Genomic DNA, 14,475 nt, shown 5'->3' with positions numbered 1-14,475 from the left:
GCGGCCCGGTTCAGCCGCGGCCCAGGTGCAGCGGCAGCCGGACCAGGCGACGCAGGCCCGGCCGCGGATGCCACTCCGGCCCGCCCTCCGGCACGGCCGGAGACAGCTTTGGATAGCGCTCGAAGAGGCGGGTGAACGCCACCTCGCCCTCCTGGCGGGCCAGCGCCGCGCCCAGGCAGTAGTGCATGCCGTGGCCGAATCCGGTGTGCTGCTCGCCGCGGGTCGCGTAGGTCCGGCTGATGTCGAGGCGGTCGGGGTCCTCGAAGCGGCGCGGGTCTCGGTTGGCGCCGACGACCATCGCCATGACCGGTTCCCCCTGGCGGATGAGCTTCCCGCCGAGGGTTACGTCCTCGGTCGGCCAGCGGGGCCGGCTGCCGAGGACGGGGCCGCACCAGCGCATCAGCTCGTGCACGGCGCGCGGGGCGACCTCGGGGTCCCGGCGCAGCAGCGCGAGCTGGTCGGGATGGGTGAGCAGGGCGAGCGTGCCGTTGCCGATGAGGTTGGCCGTGGTCTCGTGGCCGGCGATCACCAGCGAGAGCACCATCGTGATGAGCTCCTTCTCGGTGAGCCGGTCGCCGTCCTCGTCGCGGACCGCGATGAGGGCGTCGAGCAGGTCGTCGCCGGGGTCTGCGCGCCGCTTGGCGATCATTGCGCGGACGTGCTCGACCGTTCCCACGAGCGCGCGGTCCATCCGCTCCGGCGAATCCGTCTGGATCAGGTCGTTGCCCCACCTGCGCCACAGCGGCCGGTCCTCCTCGGGCACGCCGACCATCTCGCAGATGACGGTGATGGGCAGCGGGTAGGCGAAGTGCTCGATGAGGTCCACGGTGCCGTCGTCGCCGGCGTGGTCCGGCAGCCTGTCGAGCAGGTCGTCGGTGATCTGCTCGACACGGGGCCGCAGTGCGTTGACGCGGCGGACGGTGAAGGCGCGGGAGACCAGCTTGCGCAGCCGGGTGTGGTCGGGCGGGTCGGCGTCGAGCAACGTGTCGGCCATGTAGGCCACGTACTCCTCGGACAGGCCCATCCTGACGAGCAGCTCGGCGCGCTTGTCGGTCTCGATCCCCGGGACGGAGAGCGGGTCGTTGGCGAAGCGCGGGTCGTCGAGGACGGCGCGGACGTCCTCGTGGCGGGTGACGATCCACAGGGGCGACCCGTCGAGGTTGCGGCCGAGGGTGACGGGCTCGGTCTCGCGGAGCCGGCCGAACCCGGTGTAGGGGTCGGCGAGCAGCGCGGGGTCGGTCAGTGCCGCGCCGCCGGGGTCGGCGGCGGAGTCGCGGCCGGTGGGTGTGCTCATGGCTGGGCCCTCCTTGGGGCGTCAGGTGCGCTTCTGGTTGGCGATCTCTTCGTGTACGCGGGCGAGCAGCCGCTCGAACAGCGTGATGACGTGGGGCGCGGCGGCGCGTGCGGGAGCGGGGTCGTCGCCGGGCACCTCCAAGGAGGCGCTGACGACGCGGGCGAGCATGCGGGCGTCGGCCGCGGTGTGGTCGCCGCCCTCCGCGCGCATGAACTCGGCCGCGCGCTGGGTGGCCACATAGCCGTAGAAGACGCGGACGAAGGCGTGCAGCTGCTGATCCAGCGGCGTGTCGGAGCGCAGTACCCCGTGTTCGCGGAGCGTGGCGAAGTACTCGGTGACGACGGCGATGCGCGCCCGCGTGTAGTCGCCGAGCTCGCGGAGGCCGCTGCTGACCAGCGAGCCGAGTGTCTCGCTGTCGCGGGTGAGGGTCGCGCGCAGGATGGGGTTCTCGGTGGCCGTGGTGTAGTTGGCGCTCGCCACCGCGCTGGGCCGGATCAGTTGGGGGTCGCGTCGGAAGGACGCGATCAGTCCGTCCATGAGCGTCGCCTGCACCCGCAGCAGCACCGTCAGAAACAGCAGCTCCTTGGTGCGGAAATGCAGGTAGACGGTGCCCTTGCCGACGCCCGCGCGCTTGGCGACGTCCTCGATGGTGATGCGGCGGTACCCCCAGGCGACGAGGAGCTCGGCCGCGGCGTCGAGGATGCGCTCGGCGCGCGCACTGTGCTCGGGGTCGGCGGGCTCCGGGGCGGATGCGGCCGGGTCGGGCTCGGGCACTGGTCCTGCTCTCTCCTGCGTCATCGCGGCATGGAATGCTGACTGTGTGACCGAATTTCAAAATTGGTCACGCGGTCACCTCCGACGGTAGCAGCGGACGCGCGCTGTGCAAGGACGTGCTGCGCACGGATTCCGCCGAGACGCGGTCGGCGGCCGCGGTAGCCTCGCGCGTGTGCTGATCGCCGCGGCCGTGTGCCCTCATCCGCCACTGCTGCTGCCGCAGGTCGCGCAGGGCGCCGCCGGCGAGCTCGACGGGCTGCGGGCGGCCTGCGACCGGGCCGTGGCGGGACTGGCCGCTTCCGGCCCGGACACGGTGGCGGTCGTCGGGTGCGGCGGCGCCGACCGGGTGCACGGCTCCGACGCCGCCGGGGGCCTCGACGCCTACGGTGTCCCGGTGCGGGTGGGGGAGGGGCCGCCGGAGCTTCCGTTGTCGCTGACGGTGGGCCGGTGGTTGTGCGATCGCTCGGACCTGCGGCCGGATCGCTACGTCGAGGTCCTCCCGACGGCGGCGCCGCGGGAGTGCGCCGAGCGGGGCGCCGCGCTGGCGGCCGCCGCGGACCGGGTCGCCCTGCTGGTGATGGGCGACGGCAGCGCCCGCCGCGGCGAGCACGCACCGGGCACGGCCGACCGGCGCGCCGCCGGGTTCGACGCCGCGGTCGCCGAGGCGCTGGACGCCGCCGACACCGCGGCGCTGGCGGGGATCGCTCCCGCTCTGGCGGCGGAGCTGATGGCCGGCGGCCGCGCGGCCTGGCAGGTCCTCGCGGGCGCGGCAGCGGGGGCGGGGCTGGGCGGCGGGCTGCTCGCCCACGAGTCACCCTACGGCGTGGGCTACTTCGCGGCGCTGTGGCGCTGATCGCGCGCGAGCCGCGGCCCGCGCGCGGCGGTCACGCGGCCTCGGTGGGCTCCACCGCGGCCAGGCGCGCGCCGAAGGGGTCGGCGAGCAGGCACCAGCGGCCGTAGGGGGAGTCGGCGGGCGCGCGCACGACGCTGCCGCCCGCGCCGCGGGTGTAGTCGGCCGCCGCGTCCGCGCTGCGCACCGCGAAGTAGGTGAGCCAGGCGGCGTGGCCGCTGCGGGGGCGGCCGTCGCCGCCGTAGACCCCGAGGACGGGCCAGCCGCCGCTGTAGAGGGTGACGAACTCGAACCCCTCCACCCGCTCGGGCTCGCAGCCCAGGACCCGCACCAGGAAGGACGCGGTCTCCTGGATGTCGTCGCTGGCGATCTCGCTCCACGCCGGACTCCCCGGGCCGGAGGCCTCGCAGCCGCGCAGCGTGCCCGGCTGCCACAGCCCGAACTCGGCGCCGGCCGGATCGCGGGCAAGGGCCATGGCTCCCAGGTCGCCGATGTCCTGGCGGGCCGAGGACAGGCGCCCTCCGGCCTCGGCGACGGTGCGCAGCGCCGCGTCGAGGTCGCGGGTGGCCAGCAGGACCGTCCACGCGGCGGGCTCGGCCGGGCCGGTGTCGCTGCCCCAGCGCTGGCTGATCCCGGCGACCCGCCGCCCGCGGAGGCGGGCCTGGGTATAGGGCAGGTCGTCGAACTCCCACCCGAACAGCCCGGCGTAGAACTCCTTGGCGCGGCCCAGGTCGGGCACCGAGAGCTCGAACCAGCAGGGCGCCCCCGCCGGGTACTCCACCGCAGTCGTCATGGGCGGGTCGTACCCGTGTTCGCAATCGCGCATTCGGGCGGTTCCGGGCGGAACGGGGTGCTCTCAGGTGCTCACCAGTTCCAGAGCGCGTGCGACGAGGCCGGGGTCGTCGTGGTCGAGCCAGCGCACGCGGGGGTCGCGGCGGAACCAGGACTCCTGGCGCCGGGCGAAGCGGCGGGTGGCGCGCACGGTCTCCGAACGGGCCTCCTCCTCGTCGCAGTCGCCCTCCAGGTAGTGCAGTACCTGGGCGTAGCCCAGCGCCCGCGAGGCGGTGCGGCCCTCGGCGAGCCCGCGCTCGCGCAGCGCGCGCACCTCCTCGACCAGACCGGCGCTCCACATCCGGTCCACGCGGTCGGCGATCCGCGCGTCCAGCTCCGGGCGCGGCACCCGGACGCCGATCTGGACGCACGGGTAGCGCGACGTGTGCTCGGGCAGCGTCGCGGTGAAGGGCCGCCCGGTCAGCTCGATGACCTCCAGCGCCCGCACGATCCGCCGGCCGTTGCCGGGCAGGATGGCCTCTGCGGCCCGCGGGTCGCTCTCGGACAGGCGCGCGTACAGCGGTGCCGGGCCGCGCTCCTCCAGCTCGGCCTCCAGCCGGGCGCGGATGGCGGGGTCGGTCCCGGGGAAGTCCAGCTCGTCCAGCGCGGCGCGCACGTACAGGCCCGAGCCGCCCACCAGGACCGGTGTGGCGCCGCGCTCGCGCAGCCCGTCGATCCGGGCGCGGGCCAGCTCCTGGTACTCGGCGACGTTGGCGGTGCGGGTGACGTCCCAGATGTCGAGCAGGTGGTGGGGTACACCCCTGCGCTCCTCCGGGGCGAGCTTGGCGGTGCCGATGTCCATCCCGCGGTACAGCTGCATCGAGTCGGCGTTGACGATCTCGGCGCCGCCGGAGGCCGCGCCCAGGCGCAGGGCCAGTTCCACGGCGAGGTCCGACTTGCCCGCGGCGGTGGCTCCCACCACCGCGACCACCGGGTCTTGGGTACCGTCCCGGTGCCCGTCCACTCGGTCCCGCCTCTCCATGTCCTGACTGCCGCGTTCCGCTGCTGCGCGCGGGGCTGCCGGGCCGCCGGCGCCCCCGCTTCCAGTGTGGCAGCGGCGGCGCCCCGCCTGGTCCCGGGCGGGAGCGCCGCAGCCGTGGGCGGGCGCCGCCGCCCCGCGCCGCCGCCGCTGCTCACCGGCACGGCGGCGGCCTCGTGCGCGCTTAAGATTGGGCCCATGCGATTCGCCAAGGGGCACGGCACCGAGAACGACTTCGTGATCCTCCCCGACCCCGACGGGGCGCTGGACCTGCGCCCGGCCGCGGTCGCGCGCGTGTGCGACCGCCGCGCCGGGATCGGAGCCGACGGGGTGCTGCGCGTCGTGCGCACCGCCGCCCTGGGCGAGGCGCTGACCGGCCCGGCGGCCTCGGCCGCCGAGTGCGAGTGGTTCATGGACTACCGCAACGCCGACGGAAGCGTCGCCGAGATGTGCGGCAACGGCGTGCGCGTGTTCGCCCGCTACCTCGCCGACCGCGGCCTGGTCCCGGGCGGCGAGCTGTCGGTGGGCACCCGGGCGGGGGCGCGCCGCGTGGTGCTGGAGGACGACGGCGACGTCACCGTGGACATGGGCCGCCCCGAGGTGCTCGGCGAGGGCAGCGCGGTGCTGGCCGGCGGCCCGGTGCAGGGCGTGCGCGTGGACGTCGGCAACCCGCACCTGGTCTGCCGGGTGCCGGGCGGCCCGGCCGGGGTGGACCTGAGCGGGCGGCCGCGGCTCGACCCCGCGCAGTTCCCCGAGGGCGCCAACGTCGAGGTGTTCGCCGAGGCGGCGCCGGGGACCCTGGAGATGCGCGTCAACGAGCGCGGCTCCGGCGAGACCCGCTCCTGCGGAACCGGCATCGTCGCCGTCGCGGCCGCGGCGACCCCGCCCGGTGCGGAGGCCGCCTGGCGTGTGCGCGTTCCCGGCGGCGAGTGCGTCGTCCTCCTCGACGCCAAGGGCGCCCGCCTGCGCGGCCCGGCGGTCCTCGTGGCCGAGGGCGAGCTGCTGATGGACGTGGAGTCCTGACCACGGCTGTGCCGGAGCCCCTCAGGCGAAGAGCTGGTCCGCCGAGTGCCCTCCGATCGCGTTCGCCGTCGGGACACGCTCAACGGAACAGTTCATCGACCGACGCGGCGGTGAGCGCACGCATGAGCCAGGTCGTCAGCGTGTCCTCACACGTACACGCCAGGATGCGCTCGCGCTCCTCCTCCGCGACCTCGACCCCGTGCGCCTCGAGGATCTTGAGGATCGACTTGGCCTCGCCACGTGCCTCGCCGCGTGCCTCGCCGCGCACCTCACCTTCACGGACGTACCTGCGGGCGAACTCGCTGCGGTACTTGTGCCCGGTGGTCGCCATCAGTTCCTCCCAGTTGCACGCGTGTTCGATGCTGGGCATGGCGGAAAGTTACCGGGATCGGACCAGGTCGGCTGCTGTTTCGCGGGAAAACCGAGTGTTTCCGCGGCAGGGTTGTGCACCCGGCGTGTCCGATATCCGGGCGAGGTGCGGCGCGGAGCGGCCGCGCGGGAGCATGCCGCCGCCTTGCACCGTTGCGACCTGCGCGGACCGGTTCCGACGGGGTCCGGCGGACGGCGCACGCCCCGATCTCCGGGCGCCGGCGCCCGGAGATCCGGTCTCGGCCGATACCGGGGCGGATCCGGTCGGCCGGTCCGGGGTCAGCGGGGGAGCAGCGTCGCCGGGTCGAGGCCGCGGATGGAGGCGTCGAGGACCTGGGCGGTGTGGGCCACCGAGATCGGTGTGCCCGCGCGCTCCATGGCCGAGGCGATCTGCAGCGAGCAGCCGGGGTTGCCCGCCACCAGGAGTTCGGCTCCCGTCGAGCGCACGTCCTCGCTCTTGCGCACCCCCAGGTCGCCGGCGGCCTGCGGGCGCAGCAGGTTGTAGACGCCCGCCGAGCCGCAGCAGACCTCCGGGTTGGGCAGGTCGGCCACCTCCAGCTCGGGGATCGCGCGCAGCAGCTCACGCGGCTGGGCGGCGACGCCCTGGCCGTGCGACAGGTGGCAGGCGTCGTGGTAGGCGGCGCGCAGCGGCAGCGGACGCCGGGGGGCCCGCGGACCCAGCCGGACCAGGTACTCCGACAGGTCCACCACCTTCGCCGACAGCTCCTCGGCGCGGCGCACCTCCTCGGGGCCCGCACCGGCCTCCTCCATCAGCCGGCCGTAGTGCTTCATGGACGCGCCGCATCCGGCGGAGTTGACCACGACCGCGTCCACACCGGCCTTGGAGAAGGAGGCGACGGTGGCGCGCGAGAAGTCGGCCGCCTCCTCGGCGCGTCCGGTGTGCGAGGACAGGGCGCCGCAGCAGCCCTGGTCGCCGGGCACCACGACGTCGCAGCCCTCGCTGGCCAGCACGCGCGCCGTGGCGGTGTTGACCTGCGGGAAGAACGCCCCCTGCACGCAACCGGTGAGCATGCCCACCACAGCGCGCCGCCGACCGCGCGCCGGGACCACCTCGGGCAGGCGCGGCACGGCCCCGGCCAGCGGCGGTGCGATGCGCTCCATCGTCGCCAGGGCGGGGGAGACCCGCTCCAGTACCCCCGAGCGGCGCACCAGCCGGTTCAGCCCGCTGGCCTGGTAGGCCTTCAGCGGCGCCCGGAGCAGTTCCAGCCGCCGGCGGTACGGGAACAGCGCGAAGACCGCCTTTCGCAGCAGCCGTTCGCCGGGCGGTCGGCGGTGCTCGCGCTCCACGGTCGCGCGGGTCGACTCGATCAGCGCGTCGTAGGCGACGCCCGAGGGGCAGGAGCTGACACACGCCAGGCAGCCCAGGCAGTTGTCGAAGTGGCCCGTGGCGGCCTCGCTGAGCACGTCGTCCTCGCGCATCTGGCCCATCAGGTGGATGCGACCGCGCGGGGAGTCCATCTCCTCGCCCCACAGCACGTAGGTGGGGCAGGTGGGCAGGCAGAACCCGCAGTGCACGCAGTCGCCGAGCAGGTCGTCGAAGGAGCGGGTGCCCTCACGGGCGCCGGGGGCGGTCTCGCTGTCGGTCACGGCGTCCTACCTTTCCGCACGGTGTCGCCTAATGGTCGCCTGGATTCCGGTCGGCTTCCGTAAGCCGGAGCGTCAGATCCCGCCGGCGAACCGGCCGGGCGCCAGGAGGTCGCGGGGGTCGAAGCGCAGCTTGACGGCGCGCATCAGCTCCAGGCCGGGCACCTCGCCCCAGCGGTCCAGGTCGGCCCCGGCGAGGGCGGGGGCCGTGCGGACGAGGGTCACAGCGCCCTCGACGGCCGAGCGCACCGCGGAGGCCACGGCGCCGACCGGCTCCGCGCCCACCGAGGCGGGCAGGGCGGCGAAGAGGACGCCCGCGCCCGCCGACCCGCCGACGGCGGCGTCGGTGCCCTGCCGGCGGGCGGCCTCGCGCACCAGCCGGGCGGCAGCGGCGACGTGTCCGATGGGCACCGCGATCTTGAGCAGGGTGTCGCCTGCTCCGCCGGGCAGGACGCCCCACCGCGCGGGCGGGCCGGCGACGATGTCGGCGCCCTCCATCAGGTCGGCCACGGCGCGGGCGCGGGCGTCGATCCCGCCTTCGGCGCCCTCCAGAAGCACGCGCAGCGACAGCGGGCCGTCCGCGGGCCAGTCGAGCTCGGCGGCGGCGGGCACGGCGCCCGACCCGAGGACGGCGCGGGTCCACCGCTGAACCGTCTCGGGGTCGGCGGTAGTCGCACCGACGGTGCGCAGCGCTTCGGGCAGGGGGTGCAGCCGGAACGTCGCCGACGTGATCAGCCCCAGGGTCCCCAGGGCTCCGGTATGCAGTTTGCCCAGGTCGTATCCTGCGACGTTCTTGACGACGCGGCCGCCGGAGGAGGCGGCGACCCCGTCAGCGCGCACGGCGGTCATGCCGATGACCAGGTCGCGCAGCGGACCGTGCAGCAGGCGGCGCGGCCCCGAAAGCCCGGTGGCGAGGGCGCCGCCGACCGTCCCGCCGGCGACGAGCGGGTCGAGGGTCAGCCGCTGCCCGGCCGCGGCCAGCTCGGCCTGCAGGTCGGCCAGCGGGGTGCCCGCGCCGGCCTGGACGACGAGGTCGCCGGCGGCGTGCTCGACGCCGGTCAGCGCCGTGGTCTCCAGCACCAGGTCGCAGCGCCGCGGCGGGGCTCCCCAGTCCAACGCCGTGCCGTTGCCGCGCACGACGGTGGCCAGGTCCAGGCGTCCGGCGGCCGCCAGCAGCGCCTGGGCCGCGGCCGTGTCGGGCGGCCGGGCGACGTAGCGGGGGACGTGCCCGCAGACGGCGTCGGCCGGGGTGCCCTCGCGCACCACCGCGCCGCCTTCGCTGAGCGCCTCGGCCAGGGGCGTCGTGGTCGTCTCGTCCTGTGTCACTGCCGTGCTCCCGCTTCGTGGTCCGCCGCACCGCGCCCGCACCGCGGCCCGCCGCACATCAGAACTGCTCCGCCGCGCCCTCGGCCACGAGGGGGTGGACGCCCTTGCGTACACCGGGCCGCTCCCCGCACAGCCGCGGTGTGGGCAGCAGCTTCTCGGGGTTGGCGATGCCGCCGGGGTCGAAGGCCGAGCGGAACAGGTCCATGGTCTCCAGGTCGTCGGGGGAGAACATCTCGGGCATCTGGCACGCCTTGTCGACGCCGACGCCGTGCTCGCCCGTGATGGAGCCGCCGTGCTCGATGCACAGGTCCAGGATCTTGCCGGAGACCTCGGCGGCGCGCTCGGAGGCGCCGGGCTCGGAGTCGTCGAACAGCACGAGGGGGTGCAGGTTGCCGTCGCCGGCGTGGAAGACGTTGGCGACGCGGATGCCGGAGGCGGCCGACAGTTCGGCGATACGGCTCAGCACCTCGGGCAGTGCGGTGCGGGGGACGACGCCGTCCTGGACGATGTAGGCGGGGCTGATGCGGCCCACCGCGGCGAAGGCGGACTTGCGCCCCTTCCAGATGCGGGCGCGCTCGCCGGCGTCGTCGGCGGTGCGGACCTCGAACGCCCCGGCGTCGCGGCACATCCGCGTGGCGCGGTCGAACTGGGCGTCGACGTCGGCGGCGGGCCCGTCGAGCTCGACGATCAGCACGGCCCCCGCACCGGGCGGGTAGTCGCAGGCCACCGCCGCCTCGGCGGCCTCGATGGACAGCGCGTCCATCATCTCCACGGCCGCCGGGAGCACGCCGGCGGAGATGATGGAGGAGACCGCCGAGCCTCCGGCGTCCATGGTCTCGAAGGCCGCCAGCAGGGTGCGGACCTTCTGCGGCGCGCGCAGCAGCCGCACGGTGATCTCGGTGGCGATGCCCAGCGTGCCCTCGGAGCCGACGAACGCCCCCAGCAGGTCGTAGCCGGGCGCGTCGGCGGCCTTTCCGCCCAGCCGCACCACGTCGCCCTGCGGTGTGACGATCTCCAGACCGGTCACGTGGTTGACGGTGAAGCCGTACTTGAGGCAGTGCGCGCCGCCGGAGTTCTCGGCGATGTTGCCGCCCACCGAGCACACCTGCTGGCTGGAGGGGTCGGGGGCGTAGTAGTAGCCGTGCGGGGCGGCGGCGCGGGTGACCTCCAGGTTGGCCACGCCGGGCTGGACGACGGCGCGCTCGTTGTCGACGTCGATCTCGATGATGCGCCGCATCCGGGAGGTGACGATGAGCACGCCCTCGCTGTGGGGCAGCGCGCCCGCCGACAGTCCGGTCCCGGCGCCGCGCGGCACGTAGGGCACCCCGCTCTCGGCGCACAGCCGCACCACCGCGGCGACCTGTTCGGTGCTGGTCGGCAGGACGACCACGCCGGGTGTGCTCGCGTGGTAGGTGAGGCCGTCGCTCTCGTAGGTGCGGCGGCGGTGCTGCTCGGTGATGACGCCGTCGTCGCCGCAGACCTCGCGCAGTCGCGGGATCAGCGCGGTGAGCGGTTGCGGCATGTGGGGCTCGCCCTCCCCGTCTTCGGTACCGCGGCGGGTCGGCCGCGGTAGGTCCGTACTCTCTCCCACTTCCCGCCCGCGGGCAAGGGCAACCGGGTGCGGCGGAGCGCTGCTCGCAGGCGGTCCTCCGCCGCGCCCGGCCGGTTCAGGGCATGCGCTCGTAGGCGGGCAGCGTCAGGAAGTCGACGTACTCGTCGGCCAGCGCGACCTCGGTGAACAGCTGTTCGGCCTGCTCGAACAGAGCGGCGTCGTAGGCGTCGCCGTGCTGCTCGCGGATGGCGGCCATCTCCTCGTCGACGAGCCGGCGCACGAGGTCGCGGGTGACCTCGGGGCCGTCGTCGAGCGTGACGCCGTTGTGCAGCCACTGCCAGACCTGGGAGCGGGAGATCTCGGCGGTGGCGGCGTCCTCCATCAGGTTGTGGACGGCCGCCGCGCCGTTGCCGCCGATCCAGGAGGCGAGGTACTGCAGGCCGACGTTGATGTTGGCGCGCAGCCCGGCCTCGGTGATGCCGCCCTCGGCGGAGTCCACGGCCAGCAGGTCGGCGGCCTTGACCGAGACGTCGTCGCGCTTGCGGTCGATCTGGTTGGGCCGCTCGCCCAGCACGCCGTCGAAGACCTCTTTGGCGACGGGGACGAGGTCGGGGTGGGCCACCCAGGAGCCGTCGAAGCCGTCACCGGACTCGCGGGATTTGTCGTCGCGGACCTTGGCCAGGGCGCGCTCGTTGACCTCGGGGTCGCGGCGGCTGGGGATGAACGCGGCCATGCCGCCGATGGCGTGGGCGCCGCGGCGGTGGCAGGTGCTCACCAGCAGCTCGGTGTAGGCGCGCATGAAGGGCGCGGTCATGGTGACGGCGTTGCGCTCGGGCATGAGGAAGCTGCGGCCGCGGGTGCGGTGCACCTTGATGATGCTGAAGAGGTAGTCCCAGCGCCCGGCGTTCAGGCCGGCGGAGTGCTCGCGCAGCTCGTAGAGGATCTCCTCCATTTCGAACGCCGCGGGGATGGTCTCGATCAGCACGGTGGCGCGGATGGTGCCCCGCGGGATGCCCAGGTGCTCCTGCGCGGCCGCGAAGATGTCGTTCCACAGCCGTGCTTCGAGGTGGCTCTCCAGCTTGGGCAGGTAGAAGTAGGGGCCCTTGCCCTTGTCGAGCTGGCGGCGGGCGCAGTGGAAGAAGTAGAGCGCGAAGTCGACGATGCCCCCGGCGGTGCGGGCGCCGTCGACGAGGATGTGCTTCTCGTCCAGATGCCAACCGCGGGGGCGCACGATGATCGAGGCGAGCTCGGAGTCGTCCTTGAGCGCGTAGGACTTGCCCTCGGGGGTGGTGAAGTCGAGGGTGCGGTCCAGCGCGTCGCGCAGGTTCAGCTGGCCGCCGATCATGTTCTCCCACAGCGGGGTGTTGGCGTCCTCGAAGTCGGCCAGCCAGACCTTGGCGCCGGAGTTGAGCGCGTTGACCGTCATCTTGCGGTCGGTGGGGCCGGTGATCTCGATGCGCCGGTCGGTGATGCCGGGCGCGGGCGGGGCGACCTGCCAGGACGTGTCCTCGCGGATGTGGCGGGTCTCGGGCGGGAAGTCCAGGTCGGCGCCCGCGGAGATCTGCTCCTGGCGGCGGGCGCGGGCGGCCAGCAGCTCCTGCCGGCGCCCTTCGAACCGCCGGTGCAGGTCGGCGACCAGGGCGAGGGCGTCGTCGGTGAGGATCTGGTCGAAGCGTTCGTGCATGGGGCCGGTGATCTCGACCCCGGTGGTGGCGGCCATCGGAATCCTTCCACGAAGCGAAAGTTATTTCTGGTATGTGGAATTTACGTTACTGGCGGGTTCGACCCCGGTCAACGGCGGGCGCGCGGGGTGGGCGGCCACTCTTTTCCCTGGTGGAAAGGTCGGGTGCTTTTGCCCTCCTGTCACCCGCGGCCGCCCTTGACGGAGACGCTGCGCGTCGCGTTTTTTCTGTCACCCGCGGCCGCCCTTGACGGAGACGTCGAGCATCGCGTTTCTTGCTTCTGCCACCTGCCGTTATCCCGCAGGAGACGCGGGTCGCCCGGCTCGCCGTGCCGCCCGCCGAGGGGACCCGCTACCGGGGGCGCCCCCTTCGCAGTCTTCTCCTTTCCGCCACCCGTTGCCACTCTGCGTGTCGGGCGGGGTGGCGGCGCTGCGCCGCGGGAAAGACGGCGCTGCGCCGCGGGAAAAAGGGGTGCCGCCTGTCAGCGGCGCGTGCAACCATCGAAGCGCGGGAACAAGGACCCGCTGCCCCGGCGTTGAACCACCTGGAGGGATATGAATACTTTCGTTGACCGCGGTACGCTCGACTCCGCCGAGCACATCCTCGCGGAGCCCGCGCACCGCGCGGCCGGACTCCGGCCGCACACCGTCGAGGACGCGCACGCCGCCGAACAGCCCGAGCAGGGGGAGCTCGAACTCGCCGAGCGCCACGCGCTCCGCCGCGTCGAAGGGCTCTCCACGGAGCTCACCGACGTCACCGAGGTCGAGTACCGCTCGCTTCGCCTGGAGCGCGTCGTCCTGATGGGGGTGTGGACCAGCGGCACCCAGCGAGACGCCGACAACTCGCTGACCGAGCTGAAGCAGCTCGCCGAGACCGCCGGCGCCGCCGTCCTCGAAGGCGTCACCCAGCGCCGCCGCAAGCCCGACCCCGCCACCTACATCGGGCGGGGCAAGGCCGAGGAGCTGCGCGAGATCGTCGAGAGCACCGGCGCCGACACCCTGGTCTGCGACGGCGAGCTCGCGCCCGGCCAGCTTCGCCAGCTTGAGGACATCGTCAAGGTCAAGGTCATCGACCGCACCGCGCTCATCCTGGACATCTTCGCCCAGCACGCCCGCAGCCGCGAAGGCAAGGCCCAGGTCGAGCTCGCACAGCTCAGCTACCTGCTGCCCCGGCTGCGCGGCTGGGGCGCCACGCTGTCCCGCCAGGCCGGCGGCCGCGCCGGCGGCGGCAACGGGGGCGTGGGTCTGCGCGGGCCCGGTGAGACCAAGATCGAGACCGACCGGCGGCGCATCAACGCCCGCATGGCCAAGCTGCGCCGGCAGCTCGCGCACATGGTGACCTCCCGCGACGTCAAGCGCGACAAGCGCCAGGTCCGCCAGGTGCCGGCCGTATCCATCGCCGGATACACCAACGCCGGCAAGTCCAGCCTGCTCAACCGGCTCACCAACGCCGGCGTGCTGGTCGAGGACGCGCTGTTCGCCACCCTCGATCCCACGGTGCGCCAGGCGCGCACGCCCGACGGGCGGGCGTTCACGCTCAGCGACACCGTCGGGTTCGTCCGCCACCTGCCCCACGAGCTGGTCGAGGCGTTCCGGTCCACGCTGGAGGAGGTCGCCGACTCCGACCTGATCCTGCACGTCGTCGACGCCTCGCACCCCGCCCCCGAGCAGCAGCTCTCCTCGGTGCGCGAGGTCTTCACCGAGATCGGCGCGGGCGACGTCCCCGAGGTCGTCGTCTTCAACAAGACCGACGCGGCCGACCCGCTGGTGCTCAAGCAGCTGCGCGCCAAGGAGCCGCGGGCCGTCGACGTCTCGGCGCGTACCGGTTCCGGTGTCGAGGAGCTGATCGCGGCCGTCGCCGACGCGCTGCCCAGCCTGGAGCGCGAGGTCCGGGTCATGCTGCCCTACGAGCGCGGCGACCTGGTCTCGCGTGTCTACGAGGAGGGCCGCATCGTCGACCAGGAGCACACCGGCGAGGGCACCCGGCTGCACGCGTTCGTGCCGGGCCTGCTCGCCGGAAAGCTCGACGGCTACGCGGCGGTCTGACGGGGCGCGGCGGTGTAGCCTGTCGCTCAAGCTGACGCATACGGCGGAACCCCGCCCGGGGTTCCGCCGTTGTGTTGGGGACGGGTGAATCACGGGGCCGAGAGGTGTACACGGCGTCGGAGGATGAACTACGGTTTTGTGCCAC

General features: G+C 74.0%; 12 protein-coding genes. 3 read left to right on the top strand and 9 right to left on the bottom strand.

What is annotated here, in order from left to right; translation table 11 throughout:
- Positions 1-10: 10 nt before the first annotated feature.
- Both ABEA15_RS06010 and ABEA15_RS06005 read right to left on the bottom strand, forming a co-directional pair.
- On the bottom strand, positions 11-1,294 hold the full coding sequence (locus tag ABEA15_RS06010; RefSeq protein ID WP_345555803.1) for a cytochrome P450 family protein: 1,284 nt from the start codon (positions 1,292-1,294) through the stop codon (positions 11-13).
- Between the two features lie 21 nt (positions 1,295-1,315).
- Positions 1,316-2,068, bottom strand: coding sequence for a TetR/AcrR family transcriptional regulator (locus tag ABEA15_RS06005; RefSeq protein ID WP_345555802.1), 753 nt, complete (start codon positions 2,066-2,068; stop codon positions 1,316-1,318).
- A 172-nt stretch (positions 2,069-2,240) separates the two neighbouring features.
- Between ABEA15_RS06005 and ABEA15_RS06000 the strand changes: the two genes are divergently transcribed.
- On the top strand, positions 2,241-2,921 hold the full coding sequence (locus tag ABEA15_RS06000) for a class III extradiol ring-cleavage dioxygenase family protein (protein ID WP_345555801.1): 681 nt from the start codon (positions 2,241-2,243) through the stop codon (positions 2,919-2,921).
- Between the two features lie 31 nt (positions 2,922-2,952).
- Here ABEA15_RS06000 and ABEA15_RS05995 read toward each other — a convergent pair whose 3' ends face one another.
- Both ABEA15_RS05995 and miaA read right to left on the bottom strand, forming a co-directional pair.
- Positions 2,953-3,711, bottom strand: a complete 759-nt coding sequence (locus ABEA15_RS05995) for a VOC family protein (RefSeq protein ID WP_345555800.1) — start codon at positions 3,709-3,711, stop codon at positions 2,953-2,955.
- A 63-nt stretch (positions 3,712-3,774) separates the two neighbouring features.
- On the bottom strand, positions 3,775-4,680 hold the full coding sequence (gene miaA / locus ABEA15_RS05990; RefSeq protein WP_345555895.1) for a tRNA (adenosine(37)-N6)-dimethylallyltransferase MiaA: 906 nt from the start codon (positions 4,678-4,680) through the stop codon (positions 3,775-3,777).
- 246 nt (positions 4,681-4,926) lie between these two features.
- Here miaA and dapF point away from each other — a divergent pair, with 246 nt between their 5' ends.
- On the top strand, positions 4,927-5,751 hold the full coding sequence (gene dapF, locus ABEA15_RS05985) for a diaminopimelate epimerase (RefSeq protein WP_345555798.1): 825 nt from the start codon (positions 4,927-4,929) through the stop codon (positions 5,749-5,751).
- 79 nt (positions 5,752-5,830) lie between these two features.
- Here dapF and ABEA15_RS05980 read toward each other — a convergent pair whose 3' ends face one another.
- From ABEA15_RS05980 to aceB, 5 genes are all read right to left on the bottom strand, one after another.
- The gene (locus tag ABEA15_RS05980; RefSeq protein ID WP_345555797.1) at positions 5,831-6,121 is read right to left on the bottom strand and encodes a hypothetical protein; all 291 of its coding nucleotides are present in this window, start codon (positions 6,119-6,121) and stop codon (positions 5,831-5,833) included.
- Positions 6,122-6,399: 278 nt separating this feature from the next.
- Positions 6,400-7,728 (bottom strand): (Fe-S)-binding protein, encoded by a 1,329-nt coding sequence (locus tag ABEA15_RS05975; protein ID WP_345555796.1) that lies wholly within the window; start codon positions 7,726-7,728, stop codon positions 6,400-6,402.
- Between the two features lie 72 nt (positions 7,729-7,800).
- Entirely contained in the window at positions 7,801-9,051 is a 1,251-nt protein-coding gene (locus ABEA15_RS05970; protein WP_345555795.1) for an FAD-binding oxidoreductase, read from the bottom strand.
- A gap of 58 nt (positions 9,052-9,109) precedes the next feature.
- The gene (locus tag ABEA15_RS05965) at positions 9,110-10,573 is read right to left on the bottom strand and encodes an FAD-linked oxidase C-terminal domain-containing protein (protein WP_345555794.1); all 1,464 of its coding nucleotides are present in this window, start codon (positions 10,571-10,573) and stop codon (positions 9,110-9,112) included.
- A gap of 145 nt (positions 10,574-10,718) precedes the next feature.
- Positions 10,719-12,323 carry a malate synthase A gene (aceB, locus tag ABEA15_RS05960; protein ID WP_344140580.1) on the bottom strand — a complete coding sequence of 535 codons (1,605 nt, stop codon included), beginning with the start codon at positions 12,321-12,323 and terminating at the stop codon, positions 10,719-10,721.
- Between the two features lie 516 nt (positions 12,324-12,839).
- Between aceB and hflX the strand changes: the two genes are divergently transcribed.
- Positions 12,840-14,330, top strand: a complete 1,491-nt coding sequence (gene hflX / locus ABEA15_RS05955; protein WP_345555793.1) for a GTPase HflX — start codon at positions 12,840-12,842, stop codon at positions 14,328-14,330.
- Positions 14,331-14,475 lie beyond the last annotated feature (145 nt).

Origin of the sequence: Streptomonospora halophila (genome assembly GCF_039542725.1) — a bacterium.
Taxonomy (GTDB): domain Bacteria; phylum Actinomycetota; class Actinomycetes; order Streptosporangiales; family Streptosporangiaceae; genus Streptomonospora; species Streptomonospora halophila.
This window is presented reverse-complemented; position numbering and strand designations above follow the sequence as displayed.

Coding starts and splice junctions, on each gene's coding strand:
- ABEA15_RS06010 (WP_345555803.1), bottom strand. CDS start 1,294: ATGAGCACACCCACCGGCCGCGACTCCGCCGCCGACCCCGGCGGCGCG.
- ABEA15_RS05995 (WP_345555800.1), bottom strand. CDS start 3,711: ATGACGACTGCGGTGGAGTACCCGGCGGGGGCGCCCTGCTGGTTCGAG.
- dapF (WP_345555798.1), top strand. CDS start 4,927: ATGCGATTCGCCAAGGGGCACGGCACCGAGAACGACTTCGTGATCCTC.
- ABEA15_RS05980 (WP_345555797.1), bottom strand. CDS start 6,121: ATGCCCAGCATCGAACACGCGTGCAACTGGGAGGAACTGATGGCGACC.
- ABEA15_RS05965 (WP_345555794.1), bottom strand. CDS start 10,573: ATGCCGCAACCGCTCACCGCGCTGATCCCGCGACTGCGCGAGGTCTGC.
- aceB (WP_344140580.1), bottom strand. CDS start 12,323: ATGGCCGCCACCACCGGGGTCGAGATCACCGGCCCCATGCACGAACGC.
- hflX (WP_345555793.1), top strand. CDS start 12,840: ATGAATACTTTCGTTGACCGCGGTACGCTCGACTCCGCCGAGCACATC.